Source organism: Gillisia sp. Hel1_33_143, from assembly GCF_900104765.1.
Classification (GTDB): domain Bacteria; phylum Bacteroidota; class Bacteroidia; order Flavobacteriales; family Flavobacteriaceae; genus Gillisia.
On the sequence record NZ_LT629737.1, the window covers coordinates 812824 to 832643 of the forward strand.

Sequence of the window (19820 nt, forward strand, 5' to 3'; positions counted from 1 at the left end):
TCTACTAGCTAAATAACCATCTGTAAATATCATTCCCATTTGCGAATAACACTAAAGCTATTAAGATAAAGAACCCAACCATTTGTGCATATTCCATAAATTTCTCGTTAGGAGGCCTTCCGGTTACGATCTCGTATAGTAAGAACATTACATGCCCTCCATCTAAAGCAGGTATTGGTAAGATGTTCATAAAAGCTAATATAATTGAGATTAATGCTGTTGCCAGCCAGAATCCTTGCCAGTTCCATCCATCAGGGAATAATCCTCCAATAGCTCCAAAACCACCTACCTGAGTTGCCCCTTTAGCAGTAAATACATATTTAAACTGAGCTACATAATCGTGAAGCGTCCAATATCCATAGTTAAATCCTTCTTCTATACTTTCTCCAAAAGTATATTCGCGAGATTGTATGTCAAAATCTCTTTTAGAAGTAAAACCTATCATTCCATCTTCATCTGGAGATACTTCAGCACTCAGGATCTTTCCATCACGCTTGTAAACTAGTTCTACCTTCTTGTCTTTATTCTCATTGGCTATTGGAGCAAGCTCATGCCAGTATCCAATTTCAGTATCATTAAGAGATATTATACTATCTCCTTTTTTAAGTCCGGCAGCACCTGCAGATTTATCTGCAAGTACGCTATCTACCACTGCATATTGAATTGGTACAAATGGCTGCATTACCCCTTCCTGAAACATTACAGAACCTATATCTTCTGGTACTGAAATTGTTTCTTCATTACCATTTTGATGTAGCACGGTAATAGTTTGAATATCGCGCATAAATAGATGTTTATTAATATCTAGAGAATTTTGCATCTCCTTACCATCTACTTCAAGTATTCTATCGCCATCTTCAAAACCAAATTCTTTAAATTGATCTGCAACTGCAAATCCTCTTGGCATATCATCTGGTCCAATATAATTGCTACCCCATACAAAAAGCACCATCATATAGATTAGAAAACCTAAGACCAAATTCACAGTAACTCCTCCAAGCATTATAATTAATCGTTGCCAAGCAGGTTTACTTCTAAATTCCCATGGTTGCGGTGGTTTTGCCATTTGCTCCTTGTCCATGCTCTCATCTATCATTCCTGATATCTTAACATAACCTCCAAGGGGCAACCATCCTATACCATATTCTGTCTCACCAATTTTCTTTTTAAAGAGGGCAAACTTTACATCAAAGAACAGGAAGAATTTCTCTACTCTCGTTTTAAATAATTTCGCCGGAATAAAATGTCCTAATTCGTGCAAGACGATCAATAGGGATAAGCTTAATAGTAATTGTATTGCTTTTATTATAAATGGATCCATGCTTTATACTTCAAATTTTAATCGCACAAAAGTACTCTTTTATACCCTGCTAAAAAAGTCTAATTAATGCGTCTTCAGATTCTTTACTTATATTTTAATAGCGAACCTGCCATTAATAAAATATTAGACTGTAATTTTGTGTAAAAGTTACTGAAATGCTTCAATTTTTCAAGAAATTCAAGACACTAGGAATGGTACTGCTCTTCCTTTCCATAATTATTATCTACAGCATTTACACCTTGCTAAAGCCAGATCCAGAACTCCCAATCTTTCAACCGGATATGGTGAATGCGGAGTTGGTAGATTCTACGGTTCAATACGTTAGAAAATATCATAAGATCGCAGATTTTGAATTACTAAATCAAAATGGGGAAACCATAACCCAAGATTTCTATAAGGATAAGATCTATGTAGCAGATTTCTTTTTTACTACCTGCGTAACCATTTGCCCAATAATGACAGATCATATGCTTAAAATCCAAGAGCAGATTAAAAATGACCCAGAAGTGTTTTTACTTTCACACACAGTTATTCCCAAAGCAGATAGTGTACCTCAACTAAAGAAATACGCTTTAGAAAAAGGAGTAATAGATGCCAAATGGAATTTGGTGACCGGAGATAAAAAACAGATCTATGATCTTGCCAGAAAATCGTATCTAGCCACTAAAACTCAGGGTGATGCAGGGCCTTATGATATGATACATACAGAGAATTTTGTGCTTGTAGACAAAAAAAGACAAATTAGAGGTTTTTACGATGGTACAGAGCCAGATGCTATTGAAAAACTTATGGAAGACATCAAAATTCTAAAAGCAGAATATGCAGATGAATAGTTTTATCTTCTAAACTTTTCTATGACTATTTTTTAAGCTATTTTTGCCTTGTTTAAAATCAATCTAAATAAAATGAAGCTAACTGTTGCTCATTTAAAACGCGGCCAGATAGGGATTATAAAATCTTTCTCTGTAGACGAAGTTCCTTTAAAGTTATTGGAAATGGGATGTTTACCTGGCAATAATGTAGAATTGCTTCAAACCGCACCATTTAGCGATCCAATTTATTTAAACATTAATGGATCTCATGTGGCAATTAGAAAAGAAACAGCACTTCAAATAGAAATCGAAATAATATAATACTATGGGGAAACAAATTAATGTTGCGTTAATTGGTAACCCAAATACCGGTAAAACCTCTGTCTTTAATCAACTTACCGGCCTAAACCAACAAGTTGGAAATTATCCAGGTATTACAGTAGAGAAAAAAGAAGGTATCTGCAAATTACCTCGTGGTTTAAAAGCCCACATTATAGATCTCCCCGGAACTTATAGCCTTAATGCATCTTCCTTAGATGAAAATGTAGTTATAGAACTTCTTTTGAATAAGAACGATAAAGATTTTCCCGATGTAGCGGTTGTGGTGAGTGATGTAGAAAATTTAAAAAGAAATTTACTTCTTTTTACTCAGATCAAAGATCTTGAAATCCCTACCATATTAGTGATAAATATGGCAGATAGAATGCAGCGAAAAGGGATCGAGCTAGACGTTGCCATTCTTGAAGAAAGATTGAATACCAAAATTGCGCTAGTTAGCGCTAGAAAAAGAACAGGAATTGAGGAGCTTAAAGAACTGATCTTAAATTATAGACAGATCTCTACAGAGCCATGTTTACACGCCTCTGTTATGGATCCGGAATATTTTGGAAGATTAAGAAAAGCCTTTCCAAATCAATCCCTTTATAAATTATGGCTGGTAATTACTCAGGATGTAAATTTTGGGAATGTAAACAGACACTCTCTAACCTCAGATAGCAGTTTTCATACTAAGAGTAATAGTGATCTTAAAAGGCTTCAGCAAAAAGAAACAATCTTACGCTATCAATTTATTAATGGGTTGCTAAAAGAAGCCATGACGGTAGATCTTAGTACCGCTACAGATCTAAGAATAAGGATTGACAGATTGCTTACACATAGAGTTTGGGGGTATGTGATCTTCACCATTATAATGCTGGTTATTTTTCAAGCTATTTATGATTGGTCTAGCTACCCGATGGATTTCATAGATACTACTTTTGCCCAATTAGGCGAATGGTCTAGAAATGCATTACCTGCAGGATCATTAACCAATTTAATTGTAGAAGGGATCATTCCCGGTTTAGGAGGTATTGTGATCTTCATTCCGCAAATTGCCTTTCTTTTCTTCTTTATTTCAATATTGGAAGAAAGCGGATATATGAGTAGGGTAGTATTTCTAATGGACCGTATTATGAGAAGGTTTGGCTTGAGCGGAAAAAGTGTAGTACCATTAGTCTCCGGTACTGCCTGTGCTATTCCCGCTGTTATGGCCACAAGGAATATCGAAAATTGGAAAGAACGACTTATTACTATTTTGGTAGTACCTTTTACTACTTGTTCTGCAAGGTTACCGGTATATTTAATTATTATAGCGCTTGTAATTCCCGATGAATCTTACTTTGGACTAAATTTACAGGGTCTAACCTTAATGCTATTATACCTATTGGGCTTTGGAACAGCCATAGGGGCCGCGTGGATCTTAAATAAGATCTTAAAGATCAAATCTAAGAGTTATTTTGTAATTGAGATGCCAAATTATAAAGTGCCATTATTTAAAAATGTTGCCATTAATGTAATTGAAAAGACAAAATCTTTTGTGTTTGGCGCTGGTAAGATCATACTTGCAATTTCTATTATACTATGGGTTTTGGCTAGCTATGGTCCCGGCGATAATTTTAATAAAGCTGAAGAGATCGTAAAAAGTTCTTATGTAGAAACTCAAATTCCGGAACAGGAAATAGAACAGGAAATTGCTGCTTATAAACTGAAACATTCTTATATAGGTATTATTGGGCGAGGTATAGAGCCAGCGGTAACTCCATTAGGGTATGACTGGAAAATAGGAATTGCTATTGTGAGCTCCTTTGCTGCTAGAGAAGTTTTTGTTGGTACATTAGCTACTATCTATAGTGTTGGAAGTGATCAGGAAGAGACCATTAAGAATAGAATGGCCGCAGAAGTAAATCCTATTTTAGGGGGACCTCTTTTTACCTTTGCCAGCGGAATAAGTTTGCTATTATTCTATGCTTTCGCTATGCAATGTATGAGTACTTTGGCTATTGTTAAAAGAGAAACCAATACATGGAAATGGCCTATGCTTCAGTTAGTAATTATGAGCGCATTTGCTTATATAGTAGCTTTAATAGCTTTCCAGGTGCTAAAATAAATTGTAAGAAACAGAAGTATAATTCAACATAAAAACTATGGAAATGATACAAGAAATATTAGTCTTTATAATTTTTATAATAGCTGCCGGGTATATAGTTACCAAATTTATATGGAAACCTGCTTTTATGAAAAGCCAGTCAAAGTCTTCAGATAAGTCTTGTGGAAGTTCAGACTGTGGGTGTCATTAATCAATTCTCCCCTTCGTTTTCTGAGATTTTAAGGTTTAATCTATATTCATCTTTTGGTACTGAAACATTTATGGAAGGATAGGGATATAATTGAAATCCTGAAATAGCGTATTCTTTAGATCCTAAAACAAGATTTAAAGCCAAGTCATTCCCATTTATTACCACTAACTGTTCTTCTTTAAAAATACCATTTTCGTAGATATCTACCAATACTCTGGCTTCACCTGCCCAAACACAAGTTACATTTCTTGGACAGCGAGAGTCTGAAAGCACTTCTTTAAAGCAAATAGAATTATTGTTAACTCCAAAAGTTTCCCCGGGGTTTAGCTGTATATTAAATACATTACTAACATTCTCTTGAGCAACACTCAATGTGGTGATTATCATCAATAAGCAAACAAATACATTCTTCATAAAGCCTTGGTTTATCTTAAAGACGATAGAATGCTAGCGTTGTTACAACATCTATCCTAAAGCAACGTCAAGGCTCATCATTAATATAAAACCACCTATAAAACCTAGGGTAGCTATATCTGTATATTTATCCTGTTGAGATTCTGGAATAACTTCTTCTACTACCACAAAGATCATAGCTCCGGCAGCAAATGCTAAAGCGTATGGAAGAATTGGTTGGAAAGTCATCACGGCCCACGCACCAAGAACAGCAGCCATAGGCTCTACAATAGCAGATAATTGCCCGTAATTAAAACTTTTCCATCTACTAAAACCTTGTCTTCTAAGCGGCACGGCCACTGCAAAACCTTCAGGAAAATTCTGAAGTCCGATACCTATAGCTAAAGCTACCGCCCCACCAATACTTGCACCTTCAAAACCAGCAGCAACACCACCAAATAGAACCCCAATAGCCAGACCTTCAGGAATATTGTGCAATGTGATTGCCAACGTTAAAAGGATAGATTTATGCCATGGAGTTTTAATACCTTCTTTATCTTCCATTTTAAAGTTAACATGTAAATGAGGCAATACCTTATCTAACGAAAATAAGAACATAGCTCCTGCACCAAAACCTATTACCGCTGGCATTACTTTGGTAAAACCTTCTCCAGGACTCATTTCTATTCCTGGCGCAAGCAAACTCCAAAAACTTGCTGCCACCATTACTCCCCCGGTAAAACCAAGCATTCCATCAAAGACTGCTCTATTAATGTTCTTGAAAAAGAAAACTAGACTAGCCCCTAGAGCTGTAACTCCCCATGTGAATAATGTTGCATACAATGCAGCTAAGATTGGGTCTATTCTTTCTAAATAAGCAATTATAGTATCCATCATAATTAAGAAGTTTTAATATATAGATTACTTGAGATCACATGAGAGATCTTTAGTTCATTTCCATTTAAATTAATAAGCATAGATTGGTCAAAAGACTCTTTCTCCAGAATCTCTATGAGCTGACCTAGAGCGATGCTGTTCTTGTCTAGATATTGTAAGAATTCTACGGAAGAATCTTTAACGCCAACACAAATTCCGGCTTCCCCTTTCTTTAAGTCTGCCAAAAGCATTTTATTAGAGATGGCAAAATTTCCCTCTGAATCTGGTATAGGATCGCCATGAGGATCCCTTTTTGGAAAATCTAGAAACTTATCTAGCTCTTTTATTAATTTATCCGACTTTATATGCTCTAGCTGTTCTGCCACTTCATGAACTTCATCCCATGCAAAACCTAGTTTCTCTACTAGAAAAACTTCCCAAAGCCTATGTTTTCTAATAACATTTACAGCTTTTGATCTTCCTAGTTCACTAAGCTTAACACCCTGATATTTCTTATAGTTCACCAGACTTTTTTCTGAAAGGCGTTTAACCATATCTGTTACAGAAGATGCCTTAGTGCTCATCTCTTCTGCTAAAGCATTAGTGCTCACTCCATTCTTATATGAATTCTCAAGATGGAATATCGCTTTTAAATAATTTTCCTCGGATAAGGTCATTTTTTCAATTTGCAACAAATATAGTTTTTTTTAATGAAAACATATTTTTAGATTTGTCTAAATTTTTTATTAGACTTACATAGTATTACAAATTAGATTAAATGAAACAGTTCTATTATATTTTTATTCTGATTTCCACAATGGCCTTAGGACAAGATAATAAGGCTGTTATTTCTGGAGTCATCAGTTCCGGGAAAACTCCTATTTCGTTTGCTACTGTTTACCTAAGTGATGGTAGTATTGGTTCAAGTGCAGATATAGATGGCAAATATTCTCTTATATTAACTCCAGGAACGTACAGAATTATTGCACAATCTCAGGGTTACTTATCTAAAACAACTACAGTAACCATAGATGAAGAAAATAACAAGGTTCTCAATTTTGATCTTGAAGAAGGAAATGAATCTCTAGATGAAATTGTAGTTACAGGAACTCGTACCAAAAAACGTAAAACAGATTCTCCTGTAATTGTAAACCTTATTTCAAGTGAAACTTTACAACAGGTAGTAGCAACAGATCTTTCTGAAGGCTTAAGATTTCAACCGGGTTTACGTGTAGAAATGAATTGTCAGACCTGTAATTACAGCCAGATCAGAATGAATGGATTACAAGGTGGCTACTCTCAGATCTTAATTAATGGTCGCCCAATATTTAGTCCCCTCACCGGTTTGTACGGACTAGAACAAATCCCGGTAAATATGATAGAACGTATAGAAGTGGTAAGAGGTGGAGTTTCTGCACTTTATGGCTCTAGTGCAATTGGAGGTACGGTAAATGTGATCACCAAAATTCCAAAGCAAAATTCATACAGCCTCGATTATTCTTACCAAAATATAGATGGGGAAGCAAGTCAGAATTTAATAAATGGAAATGCAACGGTAGTGAGTGAGAACTATAGATCTGGTGCCAATTTTTTTGTGAATAGTCGCAGAAGAGATGCGTACGATGCTAATGATGATAATTTTTCAGAATTACCAAAGCTTAAAGATAATTCATTTGGGGTAAATGCATTTTACCTTCCTTCAGAAGATTCAAAATTAGAATTAAGCTTTAGTAGCTTGAACGAATATCGCTTCGGAGGCGAAATTGTAGATAAGCCGGCCTATTTAGCACAACAAAGTGAAGAACGAACACATAATGTCTTAATGGGAAGTCTAGATTATCAAATCAATTTTAATGATGATAAAAGCTCTTTAATAATGTATTATGGAGGTCAACATACAGATAGAGATCATTATACGGGAATTATTCCTGATGATGAGGCAGAAAAGCAGGCCTTTTTTGCTGCTGCTCCATACGGAACTTCAGAGGTGACAACGCATCAAGGGGGCTCGCAATTCAATCAGAAAATAGAGAAATTCTTAGGAGGTAAAACGGTTTTAACTGGAGGGGCAGAATTTATATATGATGCGGTAAATGACGAGATTAGAACTTATAATTATCTAATAGATCAAACTACAAGAAACTTAGGGATCTTCTTGCAAAACGACTGGGATTTAACTGAAGATCTGAATTTTCTTTCCGGCTTTAGAATAGACAAACATAATCTGGTAGATTATGCCATATTTAGCCCTCGTGCTTCCCTATTGTATAAATTTAAGGAAACTACACAATTTAGGTTAGGCTGGGGTACGGGATTTCGAGCACCACAAGCTTTTGATACAGACCTGCACATAGCCTTTGCTGGAGGCGGAATTTCACGAATATCCCTTGCAGAAGATCTAAAAGAAGAACGCTCCAATAGCTTTACGGGTTCTATAAATTACGATTATGCCACCGAGCATTTTATTGGCGGATTTACGTTCGAAGGTTTTTACACGCATTTAAAAGACGCTTTTTATCAATTTCCTTTAGGCGAAGATGAATTTGGAAAACGTTTTGAAAAACGTAATGGTAACGGTGCGACGGTACAAGGAATTACTCTAGAACTCCGAGCCAATTATGATTATCTCTTAGAATTGGAAGCCGGATTTACACTGCAAAGTAGCAAGTTTGAGGAGCCTGTAGAAAACATTGAAGGACTATCCTCAAAGCGTGAATTTTTAAGAACACCAAATGATTATGGATATGCAACCCTTACCTACTCGCCTACTAAAAAGCTAAATGTAAGTGCTAATATGGTGTACACAGGAAAAATGGATATTGCGCATTTTGGAGGACAAAACACCGGCCAACAGATAGATAAATATTATAGAACACCCACTTTTACAGAATTAAGCATTCGTACCGCTTACCTTTTTGATCTTCCAAATATAAGTACCGGTTTGGAACTCTCGGGTGGAGTAAAAAATATAACCAATAGTTATCAGGATGATTTTGATTTAGGAAAAAACCGTGATAGTAATTATATATACGGCCCCGCGGCACCAAGAACTGTATTTGTAGGATTAAAAATTAAATCGTTATAAAAGTGAGATCAATAGCTTTAATAATAGGTTACTCTCTAGTTATTTTATCTAGCTGCAATTCTTTTGCTCAGAATAAAGAAAATACACAATGGATAAGTTTTGAGCAGTTAGAAGATTCTTTAAAAGTTAAACCCAAAAAAGTTTTTATAGATTTTTATGCAGATTGGTGCATGCCATGCATTAGAATGCAAAAGGAAGTGTTTACAAATCCAGCAATTGTATCTAAATTAAGTAAAGAATATTATGCCGTCCAGATGAATGTAGAAACCACAGACACTATTTTCTTCGGAAATCAGATGTTTGTGAACGAAAGAGCTAATAGAAGAAATCCAATACATCAAATTCCTCAACTTATGGCAAGGCAAAAGAACAAGCCTTTTTCTTTACCTGCAATTGTAATTATGGATGAAAAATTTGAAGCTACAGCGCGCTATTTTCAATATTTGAATACCCAACAACTTTTAAAGATCTTATCCAATTGATCTGCTATTAGCTTCTAAATTTATAATGTAAAATAGGTGCATAAAAAATTTTATAAGAAGCCTTAAATGATGGTTAAATAAGCAATCAACAGTGAGTTATTTAAGTAATTTTGATCATTATTATAACACTTTTATTTGTCTCATCTTATAATAAAAAATGTATTTTTTTTACCATTGAAATTAGAAATAAATTCAAAACTAGTGATATTTAACTAGGATTTGCAAGGAATATAGTTATCGAATTACCATGAGCTCAGAATCATTAAGTGAGGTTCATTCTTCAGTAAAAACAGACAAAAAAGGATGGCGTAAAGTTCTTTCTTTCTTGGGTCCGGCATATTTGGTTGCTGTAGGATATATGGATCCGGGAAACTGGGCAACAGATATAGCTGGAGGCTCGCAGTTTGGGTATAAGCTTATTTGGGTGCTTCTAATGTCTAATCTTATTGCACTTTTACTTCAATCTTTAAGCGCAAGATTAGGTATTGTAAAAGGACTTGATCTCGCTCAGGCTTCAAAAGAAGCATACCCCAGATGGGCAAATATTCCGCTATACATTCTTGCTGAAATTGCTATTGCTGCTTGTGATCTTGCAGAAATTGTAGGAATGGCCATCGGATTAAACCTACTATTTGGACTCCCTTTAATATGGGGAATTAGCTTAACCGCACTAGATACCATATTATTGCTTTTTCTTCTCCGTAGAGGGATGAGAACTATGGAAATGTTCATCATTAGTCTTGTATTTATAATTGGGATCTCCTTTGTTGTAGAAATGTTTATAACAGGCCCTGTGTACGGTGATGTTGTGAAAGGTTTAGTTCCCTCTAAACTTACAGGAGATGCCCTATATATAGCCATTGGAATTATTGGAGCTACCGTAATGCCGCATAATTTATACCTCCATTCTTCTTTGGTGCAAACGCGTAAGATTGAGCGTTCTTTTAAAGGCATCACAAAGGCTATTAAATATAATTTTATAGATACGATAATTGCTTTGAATTTAGCATTTTTTGTAAACGCTGCTATTCTGGTATTGGCAGGAGCTGCCTTTTACGTTCATGGTTATTATAATGTTGCAGAGATTCAGGATGCTTCAAAATTATTAGAAAACCTTTTTGGAGGTATTGCCCCTACATTCTTTGCAATTGCACTAATTGCTGCAGGGCAAAGCTCCACCATTACAGGTACTTTAGCTGGGCAGATAGTTATGGAAGGGCATTTAGACCTAAGAATTCAACCTTGGTTGAGAAGATTGATCACCCGCCTTTTAGCCATTATACCCGCTTTGTTCACCATACTATATTTTGGAGAAAACACTCTAGGAAGCCTACTAGTTTTAAGTCAGGTAGTTTTAAGTTTGCAATTGGGTTTTGCCGTGATCCCACTCATTCATTTTAATTCTAACAGAAAAATGATGAAAGAATTCACCATTAAATTATGGGTGAAAATTTTAGCGTGGCTTAGCGCAGCGATCATCGTATATCTGAATATTACTTTGGTGATTGATGAAATTTCCGCATGGATAGCAATAGCTTCAGGAACCTCTAAGCTTTTGATCTATTTAACTATAATTCCTATTGCAGTGGCTTGCCTATTTTTATTGATGTATATATTAGTGCAGCCCCTTCTTAAGAAAAGTTATTTAGAAGATAACGTAGAATTTAAAGAGGAAGCTCCAGTCTTCATGGAAGGAGCGCCATCAAATTATAAAAATATAGGCATTACCATAGATTTTTCTGTAAATGATGAGCGGGGGATACAAACTGCTCTTGAGCAAGGAGGAAAATCTTGTAGTTTTACACTTATTCATATTGTTGAAAGTGCGGCAGCAAGATACCTTGGAAAAAGCGCTATAGATAACGAAACTAGAGAAGATACTGCCAGTTTAGAAAAATATTCTAATAGACTTCAAGAATTAGGATATTCTGCAACCTATCAAATAGGTTTTGGAAATGCAGCTTTAGAAATTTCCAAGATCGTTACATCCCAGAAAGTAGACTTTTTAGTAATGGGATCTCATGGACATAACGGAATTCAAGATCTAATTTTTGGCACTACCCTGGAATCTGTAAGACATGAAGTACACATTCCAATATTAATAGTGAATGAGAAAAAATAGCTCCTTTAAAATTCTAGCTTAGTATATTACAATGATGGCGAAAGTTTAAAATCCTCTCTCTTTTTGAATCTTTTCATAGGCTTCCTGAACTTTTCTGAATTTTTCTTCAGCTCCTTTTCTATAGGCTTCATCCATATGTTGTAGTTTATCCGGATGATATTTTTTGGCCATAGATCTATATGCTTTTTTTACATCTGCTTCAGATGCAGATTTATCCACTTCCAAGATCTTATAGGCATCATCTGCAGATTTAAAGAACATTGCCTTGATACTTTCAAACTCTCTAGGATTCAAATTTAAGTATCTTGCTATTTCAGCTATTTTATACAATTCTTGTTCAGAAACGTTACCATCTGCCTTTGCAATGCTAAATAGAAAATGAAGAATCTGAAGTCTTACCTCATACCTCGTTCTTGCCTGCAAATAGCTACATATTCTTTGTGCAGAAATCTCTCTATTCTTTATAACTTCATTAAAAGTTCTAAAAGTAGCATTAGCTCTTTCTTTTCCATAAGCCTGTACAAAATAACTTCTCACATAGTCTAACTCTTGCTGTGAAACGTTGCCATCTGCTTTTATAACTATAGAAGCTAATGAGAGGAGATTAAGTTCAAAATCTCCGGGAGAAACATCATTTCTTCCGGTATTAAAAACCATTTTAGGGCTATTGCCAGAACCCATCATATTGTCTAGTAAGGTTCCTATGATCAATCCAAGTATTAAACCGGGAAATCTATAAAAGGTAACGCCTAATAAGGCTAAGATTATTTTAAACATTAAAATCTGTAATTTTTTAAAGGGCAAAGATACTATTTTGAGCCACTTAGTGAGAATAGAACTATAAACTAATTTCTCTACACTATAAACTGTACCTATTAGTTTATAAGGATTTGAGATAAGCTCAGGTAAAGTTAATTCTGTATCTTTGTACACTATTAATGTTTAATAAAAAACTCTATATATGTATCCAGCAGAATTAGTGAAACCTATGAGAGAGGATCTTACTAACGTAGGTTTTCAAGAATTACATACCGAAGCAGAAGTAGAAGCAGCAATGGCAAAGAATGGTACTACCTTGGTAGTTGTAAATTCTGTGTGTGGATGTGCGGCAGCTAATGCACGTCCGGGAGCAAGAATTTCTCTTCAGAACGGAAAAACACCAGATAATTTAGTAACTGTATTTGCAGGAGTAGATCGTGAAGCTACAGATAAAGCGCGTAGTATGATGCTACCATTTCCTCCTTCTTCTCCATCTATGGCTCTTTTTAAAGACGGTGAGTTAGTTCATATGTTAGAACGTCATCATATTGAAGGACGTCCAGCAGAAATGATCGCAGAAAATCTTACCGCAGCTTATAATGAGTTTTGCTAAGACTATAAAATAAATTACCAAGCCGATCTTCACAGGTCGGCTTTTTTTATTTCCGGAATTTTAAAAGTGCTTTTGATAATGAATGACGCAGGTTTCATGTAAAAATGTATTTTTGCAAAGATCAAATTGTAAGATGAAAAAAATACTTGCTTATCCACTTTCGGTAATTTTTTACTTTTTTTTCTTTTTAACCTTACTTGTATTCCATGCAATACAATGGGTAAGTTTAAAAATTGGAGGTTATCATGCTCATAAAAAGTCTGTTGATATATTTAATCTGGCTATTATGAGATGCCTAAATCTAATTGGCACCAGATTTACAGTAGATAATCCATATGATCTACCCATAGACAGATCTTGTATCTTTGTGGCCAACCATCAGGGAATGTTTGATATACCGCCCATTATATGGTTTTTTAGAAAACAACATCCTAAATTCATTAGCAAAAAAGAATTAGGTAAAGGAATCCCAGGAATATCATTCAACTTGAGACATGGTGGTTCTGCACTTATAGACCGAAAGAATCCTAAAGAAGCTATTTTAACAATTTCTAAATTTGCAGCTACTTTAAATAAAACAAAACGCTCTGCGGTTATCTTTCCGGAAGGAACCAGAAGTAGGACCGGAATCCCGAAGAAATTTGCTGTAAGCGGACTTCAGGTAATGTTTAGAAAAATGCCAGATGCTTTAGTAGTGCCTATAACAATCAATAATTCCTGGAAACTTTTTCAATACGGAAACTTTCCTTTAGGCATAGGAGTTCATATGAAATTAAAAGTTCATAAACCTCTACCTGTAAATAATACAGATCCTGAAGTTTTTATAGCTAATTTAGAACGCACCATTACGGAAGATATCAAGTAAGATAGACCCTTTCTTTCTCAAAAAACTCCCATCAAATTTTCTATTATGAATACAGCTTTGATCATTTCTAATACTATAGAATTCGTGAAGTCTACCCTAAAAAATGCAGAAGGTGGGCACGATTGGTTTCATATTGAAAGAGTTTACAAGAATGCAAAATTAATTGCTAAGGGCGAAAAAGCAGATGATCTTATAGTAACCTTAGGTGCTTTGTTACATGATATAGCCGACTCAAAATTTCACAATGGTGATGAAACCGTGGGTCCAAAAGTAGCAAAAGAATTTCTAAGAAATCAAGATGTTTCTGAAGAGATCATAGCGCATGTAGTTAAAATAATAGAAAACATATCGTTTAAAGGCGGTAAGGAGGCTCAGAAATTCAAATCTCCTGAATTAGATATCGTACAGGACGCAGATAGATTAGACGCCTTAGGAGCTATAGGAATAGCCAGAGCATTTAATTATGGAGGCTTTAAAGGTAGAGCACTTTATGATCCTGATATAGAAGCCGATCTAAATATGACCAAAGAGCAATACAAATCTTCTACTGCTCCAACCATCAATCATTTTTATGAGAAGTTACTTCTTCTTAAAGACAGAATGAATACTACCACTGGAAAGAAAATAGCTACTGAACGCCATCAGTATATGTTAGGATTTCTGGAACAGTTCTATGCAGAATGGAACGGAAAATTATAAATAAAAAAAAGCCCTGATCTCTATTTCTTTAGAATCAGGGCTTTTTTTTGATCTTTACAATAAGCTCATTTAGAACCATGCACTCCATGGTATTCTGGAAAGTACACAAAGTAATGCCAAAGTATAAAATATGGCTAGCATTTTAAATTTAGGCTTCGATGTAAGTTTAGACTTGTGCTTAGAATAACCTATAGTTACAAATACTACGGCCAATATCATAAAAGTTGGATGCTCTATATTATACAATCTTAGAACAGGATCTTCCATAACACCTTTCATCCCAACTTCACTAAACATCTTAAAATATGGCGTTGTAAAATAAAGCACCAAACCAATTAATAGTTGAATATGTGTAGTTATTAAAGTAAACAAAGAGATCCTAAAATTGTTGGCAGCATATTCTTTATTACTTACATAGCCTATAATTGCACTAACAGAGGCAATAATTAACATGATTACTACTAGATACGCCCAGTAAGAGTGTATAAATTGAACTGTTTGATACATAAAATAAATTTTAGGTAAATATAGTTTTTTTCAATAAAAAATCGCCCCGGTTTCCCGAGGCGATTCTAAAATATACTTGTTATTCTAAATTCTTAGAATTTATAGCTAACTGAAGCATTCCAAGTTCTACCCCATCCAAAGAAAACATTATTTCTAGTGTTCACTCCATCGTAAGCAGTATCTGAATCTCTTGCTCCAACAGCGATGTTCGTGTTAGACTCTGAAATGTAGATGTTATCTGTTACGTTATTTACGTTTACTCTAAAAGATAGTCTGTTATCTCCAAGGTCTAATCCGTAAGAAGCACCTAGATCTAATAAACCATAAGAAGGTAATTTGAATACATCAAAGTTAGCATTATCTAATGCATCTGTAGCATCGTAACTAGCATATAAGTTATCTGCATATCTGTATGTAGCATCAACTTTTAAGTTATCAATAATAGTATAATCTGCACCAAGACTAGCAGTAAATTGAGCTGCGTTTCCAACTTTTACTCCATCTAAGTTAAGAACACCTTGCTCTGCACCTACAATTGGGTTTTGGTTATCGTCAAAATAGTTAGCTTCTACGTCATCTTTATATTCCCAGTCTCCAACAGAAACCATTGCATTCCATTTGAATTTGTTTCCAACTCTACCGTAGAAGTCAAATTCTATACCTTGGTGTACTTGAGTAATACCTTGTAAGTTTGCAGTTCCTCTAACTTCTTCTGGAGTATCTTCAAAGAAAGTAGTAGAGGCAGTATCAAATCTATCTGCCCATGAAGTTCTGTAAAGGTTTACGTTAGCATTGAAGAATTGAGAACGGAATCCGTATCCTAATTCAACACCAAAAACCTGCTCATTCTTAAGATCATCATTAAGTGCATTACTGTTACCAGGGTAAACAGCATCAAATAAAGGTTGCTTAGAATAGTATCCAATGTTTCCGAAAACGTTGTGGTTTTCATCTATGTTGAAGTTAAGACCCCCTTTAATATTTCCTCCAATAATGTTTTCCCAATCAGTTTCTTGATTTGCTGGAGTTTCATTAAAGTAATCTACTCTTTTAAATCCTTGATTAGATACAGATCCTTGAACGAATGCAGAGATTGCATCTTTAGAATATTCTAATTGACCAAATACTCCAGCCCATCTTACAAGACCTTCATTATGGTAGTCAATTTTTTCTTCATCATCTATACTCTTAAATACGTTTAAAGTATTTCCAATTGTTGGATCGTAAGTTTCAGTTAAGAATCTGTTTGGATTGTTATCATCTGCTTGAGATACATAAACATCTCCACCCATTAGGTCTACAATTCTTCTGTAGTGAAATCCTTTATAAGATCTAAGATCTGCTCCAAAGTCTAATGTTAAGTTCTCATTTAATTCTGTTTCGAAGTTAGAGATAACACCAAACCAGTTGTGAGAGTTTACAGAAGAACGTTGTGTCATTCCATTTTCAGCGCTACGGTCACCGTTACCAGTGTTTACATATTGACCTTGATATTGACCTTCACCAGAGTATACCGCTCTTGAAGTTGGCTGACCCTCTCTAGTTGCGAAAGATGGAACAGATTGTCCAGAGTTCCAAGCAAAGATATCATCTATAGGAAGTAATCCATCGTTAGTTAATGGCAAAGCAAAAGATTGGTTTCCGTTAATTCTACCAATAGAACCTATTGAACCACCACGACCGAAAGATGCGTAAGCAGAAGTAGATAATTTAGATTTATCTGAAATTTTATATTCCCAGTTTAAAGAAGCTACCGGTTTGTGGTAGAAGTTTCCAGAGAACGTAAATTCATCACCATTTCTATATCCAAAATCTGGATTGTACTTTTCATTTGGCTCACCATCGTTACCATATTTAAGGTAGCTAGACAAAGGAGTAAAGAAACCTCTTTGGTTGTGTTGTTGTGGTGCACCTGTTAACATGAAGTTGAATTCATGATTGTCATTAGCTTTGTAACCTACACCTATAAAGTAGTTGTAACCTTCAAATTCTGTCCCGTTTACATAACCATCACCAGAAGTACGGCTTAAAAGGAAAGATCCAGACCATCCACTGTCATTTAATCCAGTGTTGTAAGAAGCAGTAGATTTTAAGTAACCATCGTTACCAAAACTTTGCTTTACCATTCCACCTTCTGCTTTATCTGCAGATCTTGTAACTACGTTAATTGTACCACCAACAGAAGATACTGCCAATTTAGAAGAACCTAAACCACGTTGTACTTGAATAGCAGTAGCAACATCACTTAATCCAGCCCAGTTACTCCAGTAAACAGCACCATTTTCCATATCATTAACAGGAATACCGTTAATCATAACAGCAGAGTTTTGAGTGTCGAATCCACGAATTGTGATACGTGAATCTCCAAAACCACCACCTTGTTTAGTAGCATATACAGAAGGAGTAGTAGCTAAGATCTCAGGGAATTCCTGGTTTCCTAATTTTTCTTGAATTTGTTCAGCTCTAATTGTAGATACGGCAACCGGAGTTTGACGATCTTTAGCTAAATCTGCAATTCCTGTAACAATAACCTCAGAAAGCGCATTTGCATCGGCATCAACACCAATTCTTCCAAGTTTTTGAGTTTGTCCGTTAGAAACATTAAACGGTACAGATTTCTTTGCGAAACCAATAAAACTGATTTCTAAAGTACCAGAAGCCTTATCTACATTGATAGAGAAATTTCCATCAAAATCTGTAGTTGTTCCGGTATTAGTGCCCTTTACCATGATAGTTGCGCCCGGTAACGGAGCATTCATTTCGGAATCAATCACCGTTCCAGTAACAGTTCCTTGAGCAAAAATTGTAGCAGTTGTTAAAAACAACGCTAATGCTAATAATTTCCTCATGCTTTAAATTGTTTGTTTGTGTTTATAATTCACGGCAAAAGAAGTCAATTAACTGATACCCTACTTTAACGTAATGTTAAGAATTCAGTATTTAACATCTTTATTCAAACAAACATAACAAATTATCACAAGTAATTGATGGTGTGGTACTTAAAGCTATTAACTCGTTATTAACAATATGATAATAATTAATTTAAGTAATGTTTTAAGAGTGTTTTTGTAGAATTATCGTGTTCTAAGACGTCAGATTTTTCAATTTCTTGTAAAATACTGGATGCTAATTGCTTCCCTAACTCAACGCCCCATTGATCATAACTAAAGATATTCCAAATTACACCTTGAACAAAGATCTTATGTTCATACATAGCCACTAATTTTCCTAAGCTTTTAGGCGTTAGTTGGTCTATTAAAATAGAAGTTGAAGGTTTATTACCCTCAAATATTTTAAAAGGTTTCAATTTGGCAGATACCTCCTTTGCAATTCCTCTTTCATCAAATTCTGCTTGAACTTCTTCTGAAGTTTTCCCCATCAATAATGCTTCTGTCTGAGCAAAATAATTTGCCATTAGCTTATTTTGATGATCATCATCTCCAAATAAAGACTTTTTGAATCCAATAAAATCTGCCGGAATTAATTTGGTTCCTTGGTGAATTAGTTGAAAAAATGCATGCTGAGAATTAGTTCCCGGTTCTCCCCAGATTATATTTCCAGTTTGATAATTTACAACATCACCATTTCTATCTACACTTTTACCATTGCTTTCCATAATTGCCTGTTGCAAATATGATGGCAGTTTTTGAAGATATTGCGTATAAGGAATTACCGCTTCACTTTCAGCTTTAAAAAAGTTATTATACCAAATACTTAGCAATGCTAATTGTACCGGTATATTATTTTCAAATTCCTCATTTTTAAAATGCATATCCATTTCATAAGCCCCATCTAGCAATTCTTGATATTGATCATACCCTACTGCAAGACTAATAGACAAACCTACAGCACCCCATAAAGAGAATCTTCCTCCAACCCAATCCCAAAGTGGGAACACATTTTCTGGAGCTATTCCAAATTCTGTAACTCTTTCTAAATTGGTAGAAACAGCTACAAAATGTTTAGAAACCTCTTCTGCAGGGGCATGTTTTTTAAACCAATTTCTTGCAGTGTTAGCATTACTTAAAGTCTCCTGAGTAGTAAAGGTTTTCGAAACCACTAAAAATAGCGTAGTTTCTGGATTAAGATCTTTTAAAGTTTGATGAACGTGATCTCCATCTACATTAGAAATATAATGCACCTCTAAATGATTCTTATAGAATTTTAAAGATTCTGTGATCATTACCGGACCCAGGTCTGATCCTCCAATCCCAATATTTACAACATCTGTAAAAGCTTTCCCTGTAAAACCTTTTTTAGAACCACTAATAACCTCTGCAGAGAATTGCTTCATCTTCAATTTTGCGGAAGCTACCTCTTTCATTACATTTTCTCCATCTACACGCACCACATCCTCTTCTTTGGCTCTTAAAGCCGTATGCAACACAGGCCTATTTTCAGTCTCATTTATAGCATCTCCGCGAAAATAAGATTGTATTGCATTCTTAAGATCACATTCGCGAGCTAAAGAATTGAGACTTTCTAGAATTTCTTTATTTATCCTATTCTTACTAAAATCTACATAAAAATCTTCCCATTCAATTTTGAATTCCTGAGCTCTATTAGGATCATTTGCAAACATCTGCTTCATTTCCTGTGATCTAATTTTCTCGAACTGAGATTTTAATGTAGACCAGGCCTCTGTTTGAGTTGGATTTATATTTTTCATGC

General features: G+C 35.0%; 18 protein-coding genes. 10 read left to right on the top strand and 8 right to left on the bottom strand.

What is annotated here, in order from left to right:
• Positions 1–4: 4 nt before the first annotated feature.
• The gene (gene rseP, locus BLT84_RS03560) at positions 5–1321 is read right to left on the bottom strand and encodes an RIP metalloprotease RseP (RefSeq protein WP_091262959.1); all 1317 of its coding nucleotides are present in this window, start codon (positions 1319–1321) and stop codon (positions 5–7) included.
• A 155-nt stretch (positions 1322–1476) separates the two neighbouring features.
• Here rseP and BLT84_RS03565 point away from each other — a divergent pair, with 155 nt between their 5' ends.
• The 4 genes from BLT84_RS03565 to BLT84_RS16140 all read left to right on the top strand — a co-directional run bounded on the left by BLT84_RS03565 (position 1477) and on the right by BLT84_RS16140 (position 4748).
• On the top strand, positions 1477–2154 hold the full coding sequence (locus BLT84_RS03565) for an SCO family protein (protein ID WP_091262961.1): 678 nt from the start codon (positions 1477–1479) through the stop codon (positions 2152–2154).
• Between the two features lie 72 nt (positions 2155–2226).
• Entirely contained in the window at positions 2227–2454 is a 228-nt protein-coding gene (locus BLT84_RS03570) for a ferrous iron transport protein A (protein WP_034887422.1), read from the top strand.
• Between the two features lie 4 nt (positions 2455–2458).
• Positions 2459–4558 (top strand): ferrous iron transport protein B, encoded by a 2100-nt coding sequence (gene feoB, locus BLT84_RS03575; RefSeq protein ID WP_034887420.1) that lies wholly within the window; start codon positions 2459–2461, stop codon positions 4556–4558.
• 43 nt (positions 4559–4601) lie between these two features.
• Complete coding sequence (locus BLT84_RS16140) at positions 4602–4748, top strand: hypothetical protein (protein WP_172822426.1); 147 nt, start codon at positions 4602–4604, stop codon at positions 4746–4748.
• Here the strand turns inward: BLT84_RS16140 and BLT84_RS03580 are convergent, their stop codons facing one another.
• The 3 genes from BLT84_RS03580 to BLT84_RS03590 are packed head-to-tail and all read right to left on the bottom strand — an operon-like array spanning position 4749 to position 6694.
• Positions 4749–5162: a hypothetical protein gene (locus BLT84_RS03580; RefSeq protein ID WP_157717897.1), complete on the bottom strand. Its 414-nt coding sequence runs from the start codon at positions 5160–5162 to the stop codon at positions 4749–4751.
• A gap of 51 nt (positions 5163–5213) precedes the next feature.
• Positions 5214–6035 carry a ZIP family metal transporter gene (locus tag BLT84_RS03585; RefSeq protein WP_034887766.1) on the bottom strand — a complete coding sequence of 274 codons (822 nt, stop codon included), beginning with the start codon at positions 6033–6035 and terminating at the stop codon, positions 5214–5216.
• A 5-nt stretch (positions 6036–6040) separates the two neighbouring features.
• On the bottom strand, positions 6041–6694 hold the full coding sequence (locus tag BLT84_RS03590; protein ID WP_091262965.1) for a metal-dependent transcriptional regulator: 654 nt from the start codon (positions 6692–6694) through the stop codon (positions 6041–6043).
• 101 nt (positions 6695–6795) lie between these two features.
• Here BLT84_RS03590 and BLT84_RS03595 point away from each other — a divergent pair, with 101 nt between their 5' ends.
• From BLT84_RS03595 to BLT84_RS03605, 3 genes are all read left to right on the top strand, one after another.
• On the top strand, positions 6796–9102 hold the full coding sequence (locus BLT84_RS03595) for a TonB-dependent receptor (protein ID WP_091262967.1): 2307 nt from the start codon (positions 6796–6798) through the stop codon (positions 9100–9102).
• A gap of 2 nt (positions 9103–9104) precedes the next feature.
• A complete protein-coding gene (locus tag BLT84_RS03600; RefSeq protein WP_231929452.1) occupies positions 9105–9584 on the top strand; it encodes a thioredoxin family protein in 480 nt (159 codons plus the stop codon).
• Between the two features lie 247 nt (positions 9585–9831).
• Complete coding sequence (locus tag BLT84_RS03605) at positions 9832–11706, top strand: Nramp family divalent metal transporter (protein ID WP_091262969.1); 1875 nt, start codon at positions 9832–9834, stop codon at positions 11704–11706.
• 45 nt (positions 11707–11751) lie between these two features.
• On the opposite strand, the gene BLT84_RS03610 is transcribed toward BLT84_RS03605, so the two are convergent.
• Positions 11752–12483 (bottom strand): TerB family tellurite resistance protein, encoded by a 732-nt coding sequence (locus tag BLT84_RS03610; RefSeq protein ID WP_034887408.1) that lies wholly within the window; start codon positions 12481–12483, stop codon positions 11752–11754.
• Positions 12484–12667: 184 nt separating this feature from the next.
• Between BLT84_RS03610 and BLT84_RS03615 the strand changes: the two genes are divergently transcribed.
• The 3 genes from BLT84_RS03615 (at position 12668) to BLT84_RS03625 (ending at position 14642) form a co-directional block, all read left to right on the top strand.
• Entirely contained in the window at positions 12668–13078 is a 411-nt protein-coding gene (locus BLT84_RS03615; protein WP_034887406.1) for a BrxA/BrxB family bacilliredoxin, read from the top strand.
• 133 nt (positions 13079–13211) lie between these two features.
• On the top strand, positions 13212–13943 hold the full coding sequence (locus tag BLT84_RS03620) for a lysophospholipid acyltransferase family protein (RefSeq protein WP_091262972.1): 732 nt from the start codon (positions 13212–13214) through the stop codon (positions 13941–13943).
• Positions 13944–13988: 45 nt separating this feature from the next.
• Positions 13989–14642, top strand: a complete 654-nt coding sequence (locus BLT84_RS03625; protein WP_091262973.1) for an HD domain-containing protein — start codon at positions 13989–13991, stop codon at positions 14640–14642.
• A gap of 69 nt (positions 14643–14711) precedes the next feature.
• On the opposite strand, the gene BLT84_RS03630 is transcribed toward BLT84_RS03625, so the two are convergent.
• From BLT84_RS03630 to pgi, 3 genes are all read right to left on the bottom strand, one after another.
• A complete protein-coding gene (locus BLT84_RS03630; RefSeq protein ID WP_034887398.1) occupies positions 14712–15149 on the bottom strand; it encodes a hypothetical protein in 438 nt (145 codons plus the stop codon).
• Between the two features lie 92 nt (positions 15150–15241).
• Complete coding sequence (locus BLT84_RS03635; RefSeq protein ID WP_034887395.1) at positions 15242–17998, bottom strand: TonB-dependent receptor; 2757 nt, start codon at positions 17996–17998, stop codon at positions 15242–15244.
• A 188-nt stretch (positions 17999–18186) separates the two neighbouring features.
• Positions 18187–19818 (bottom strand): glucose-6-phosphate isomerase, encoded by a 1632-nt coding sequence (gene pgi, locus BLT84_RS03640; RefSeq protein ID WP_091267988.1) that lies wholly within the window; start codon positions 19816–19818, stop codon positions 18187–18189.
• Positions 19819–19820 lie beyond the last annotated feature (2 nt).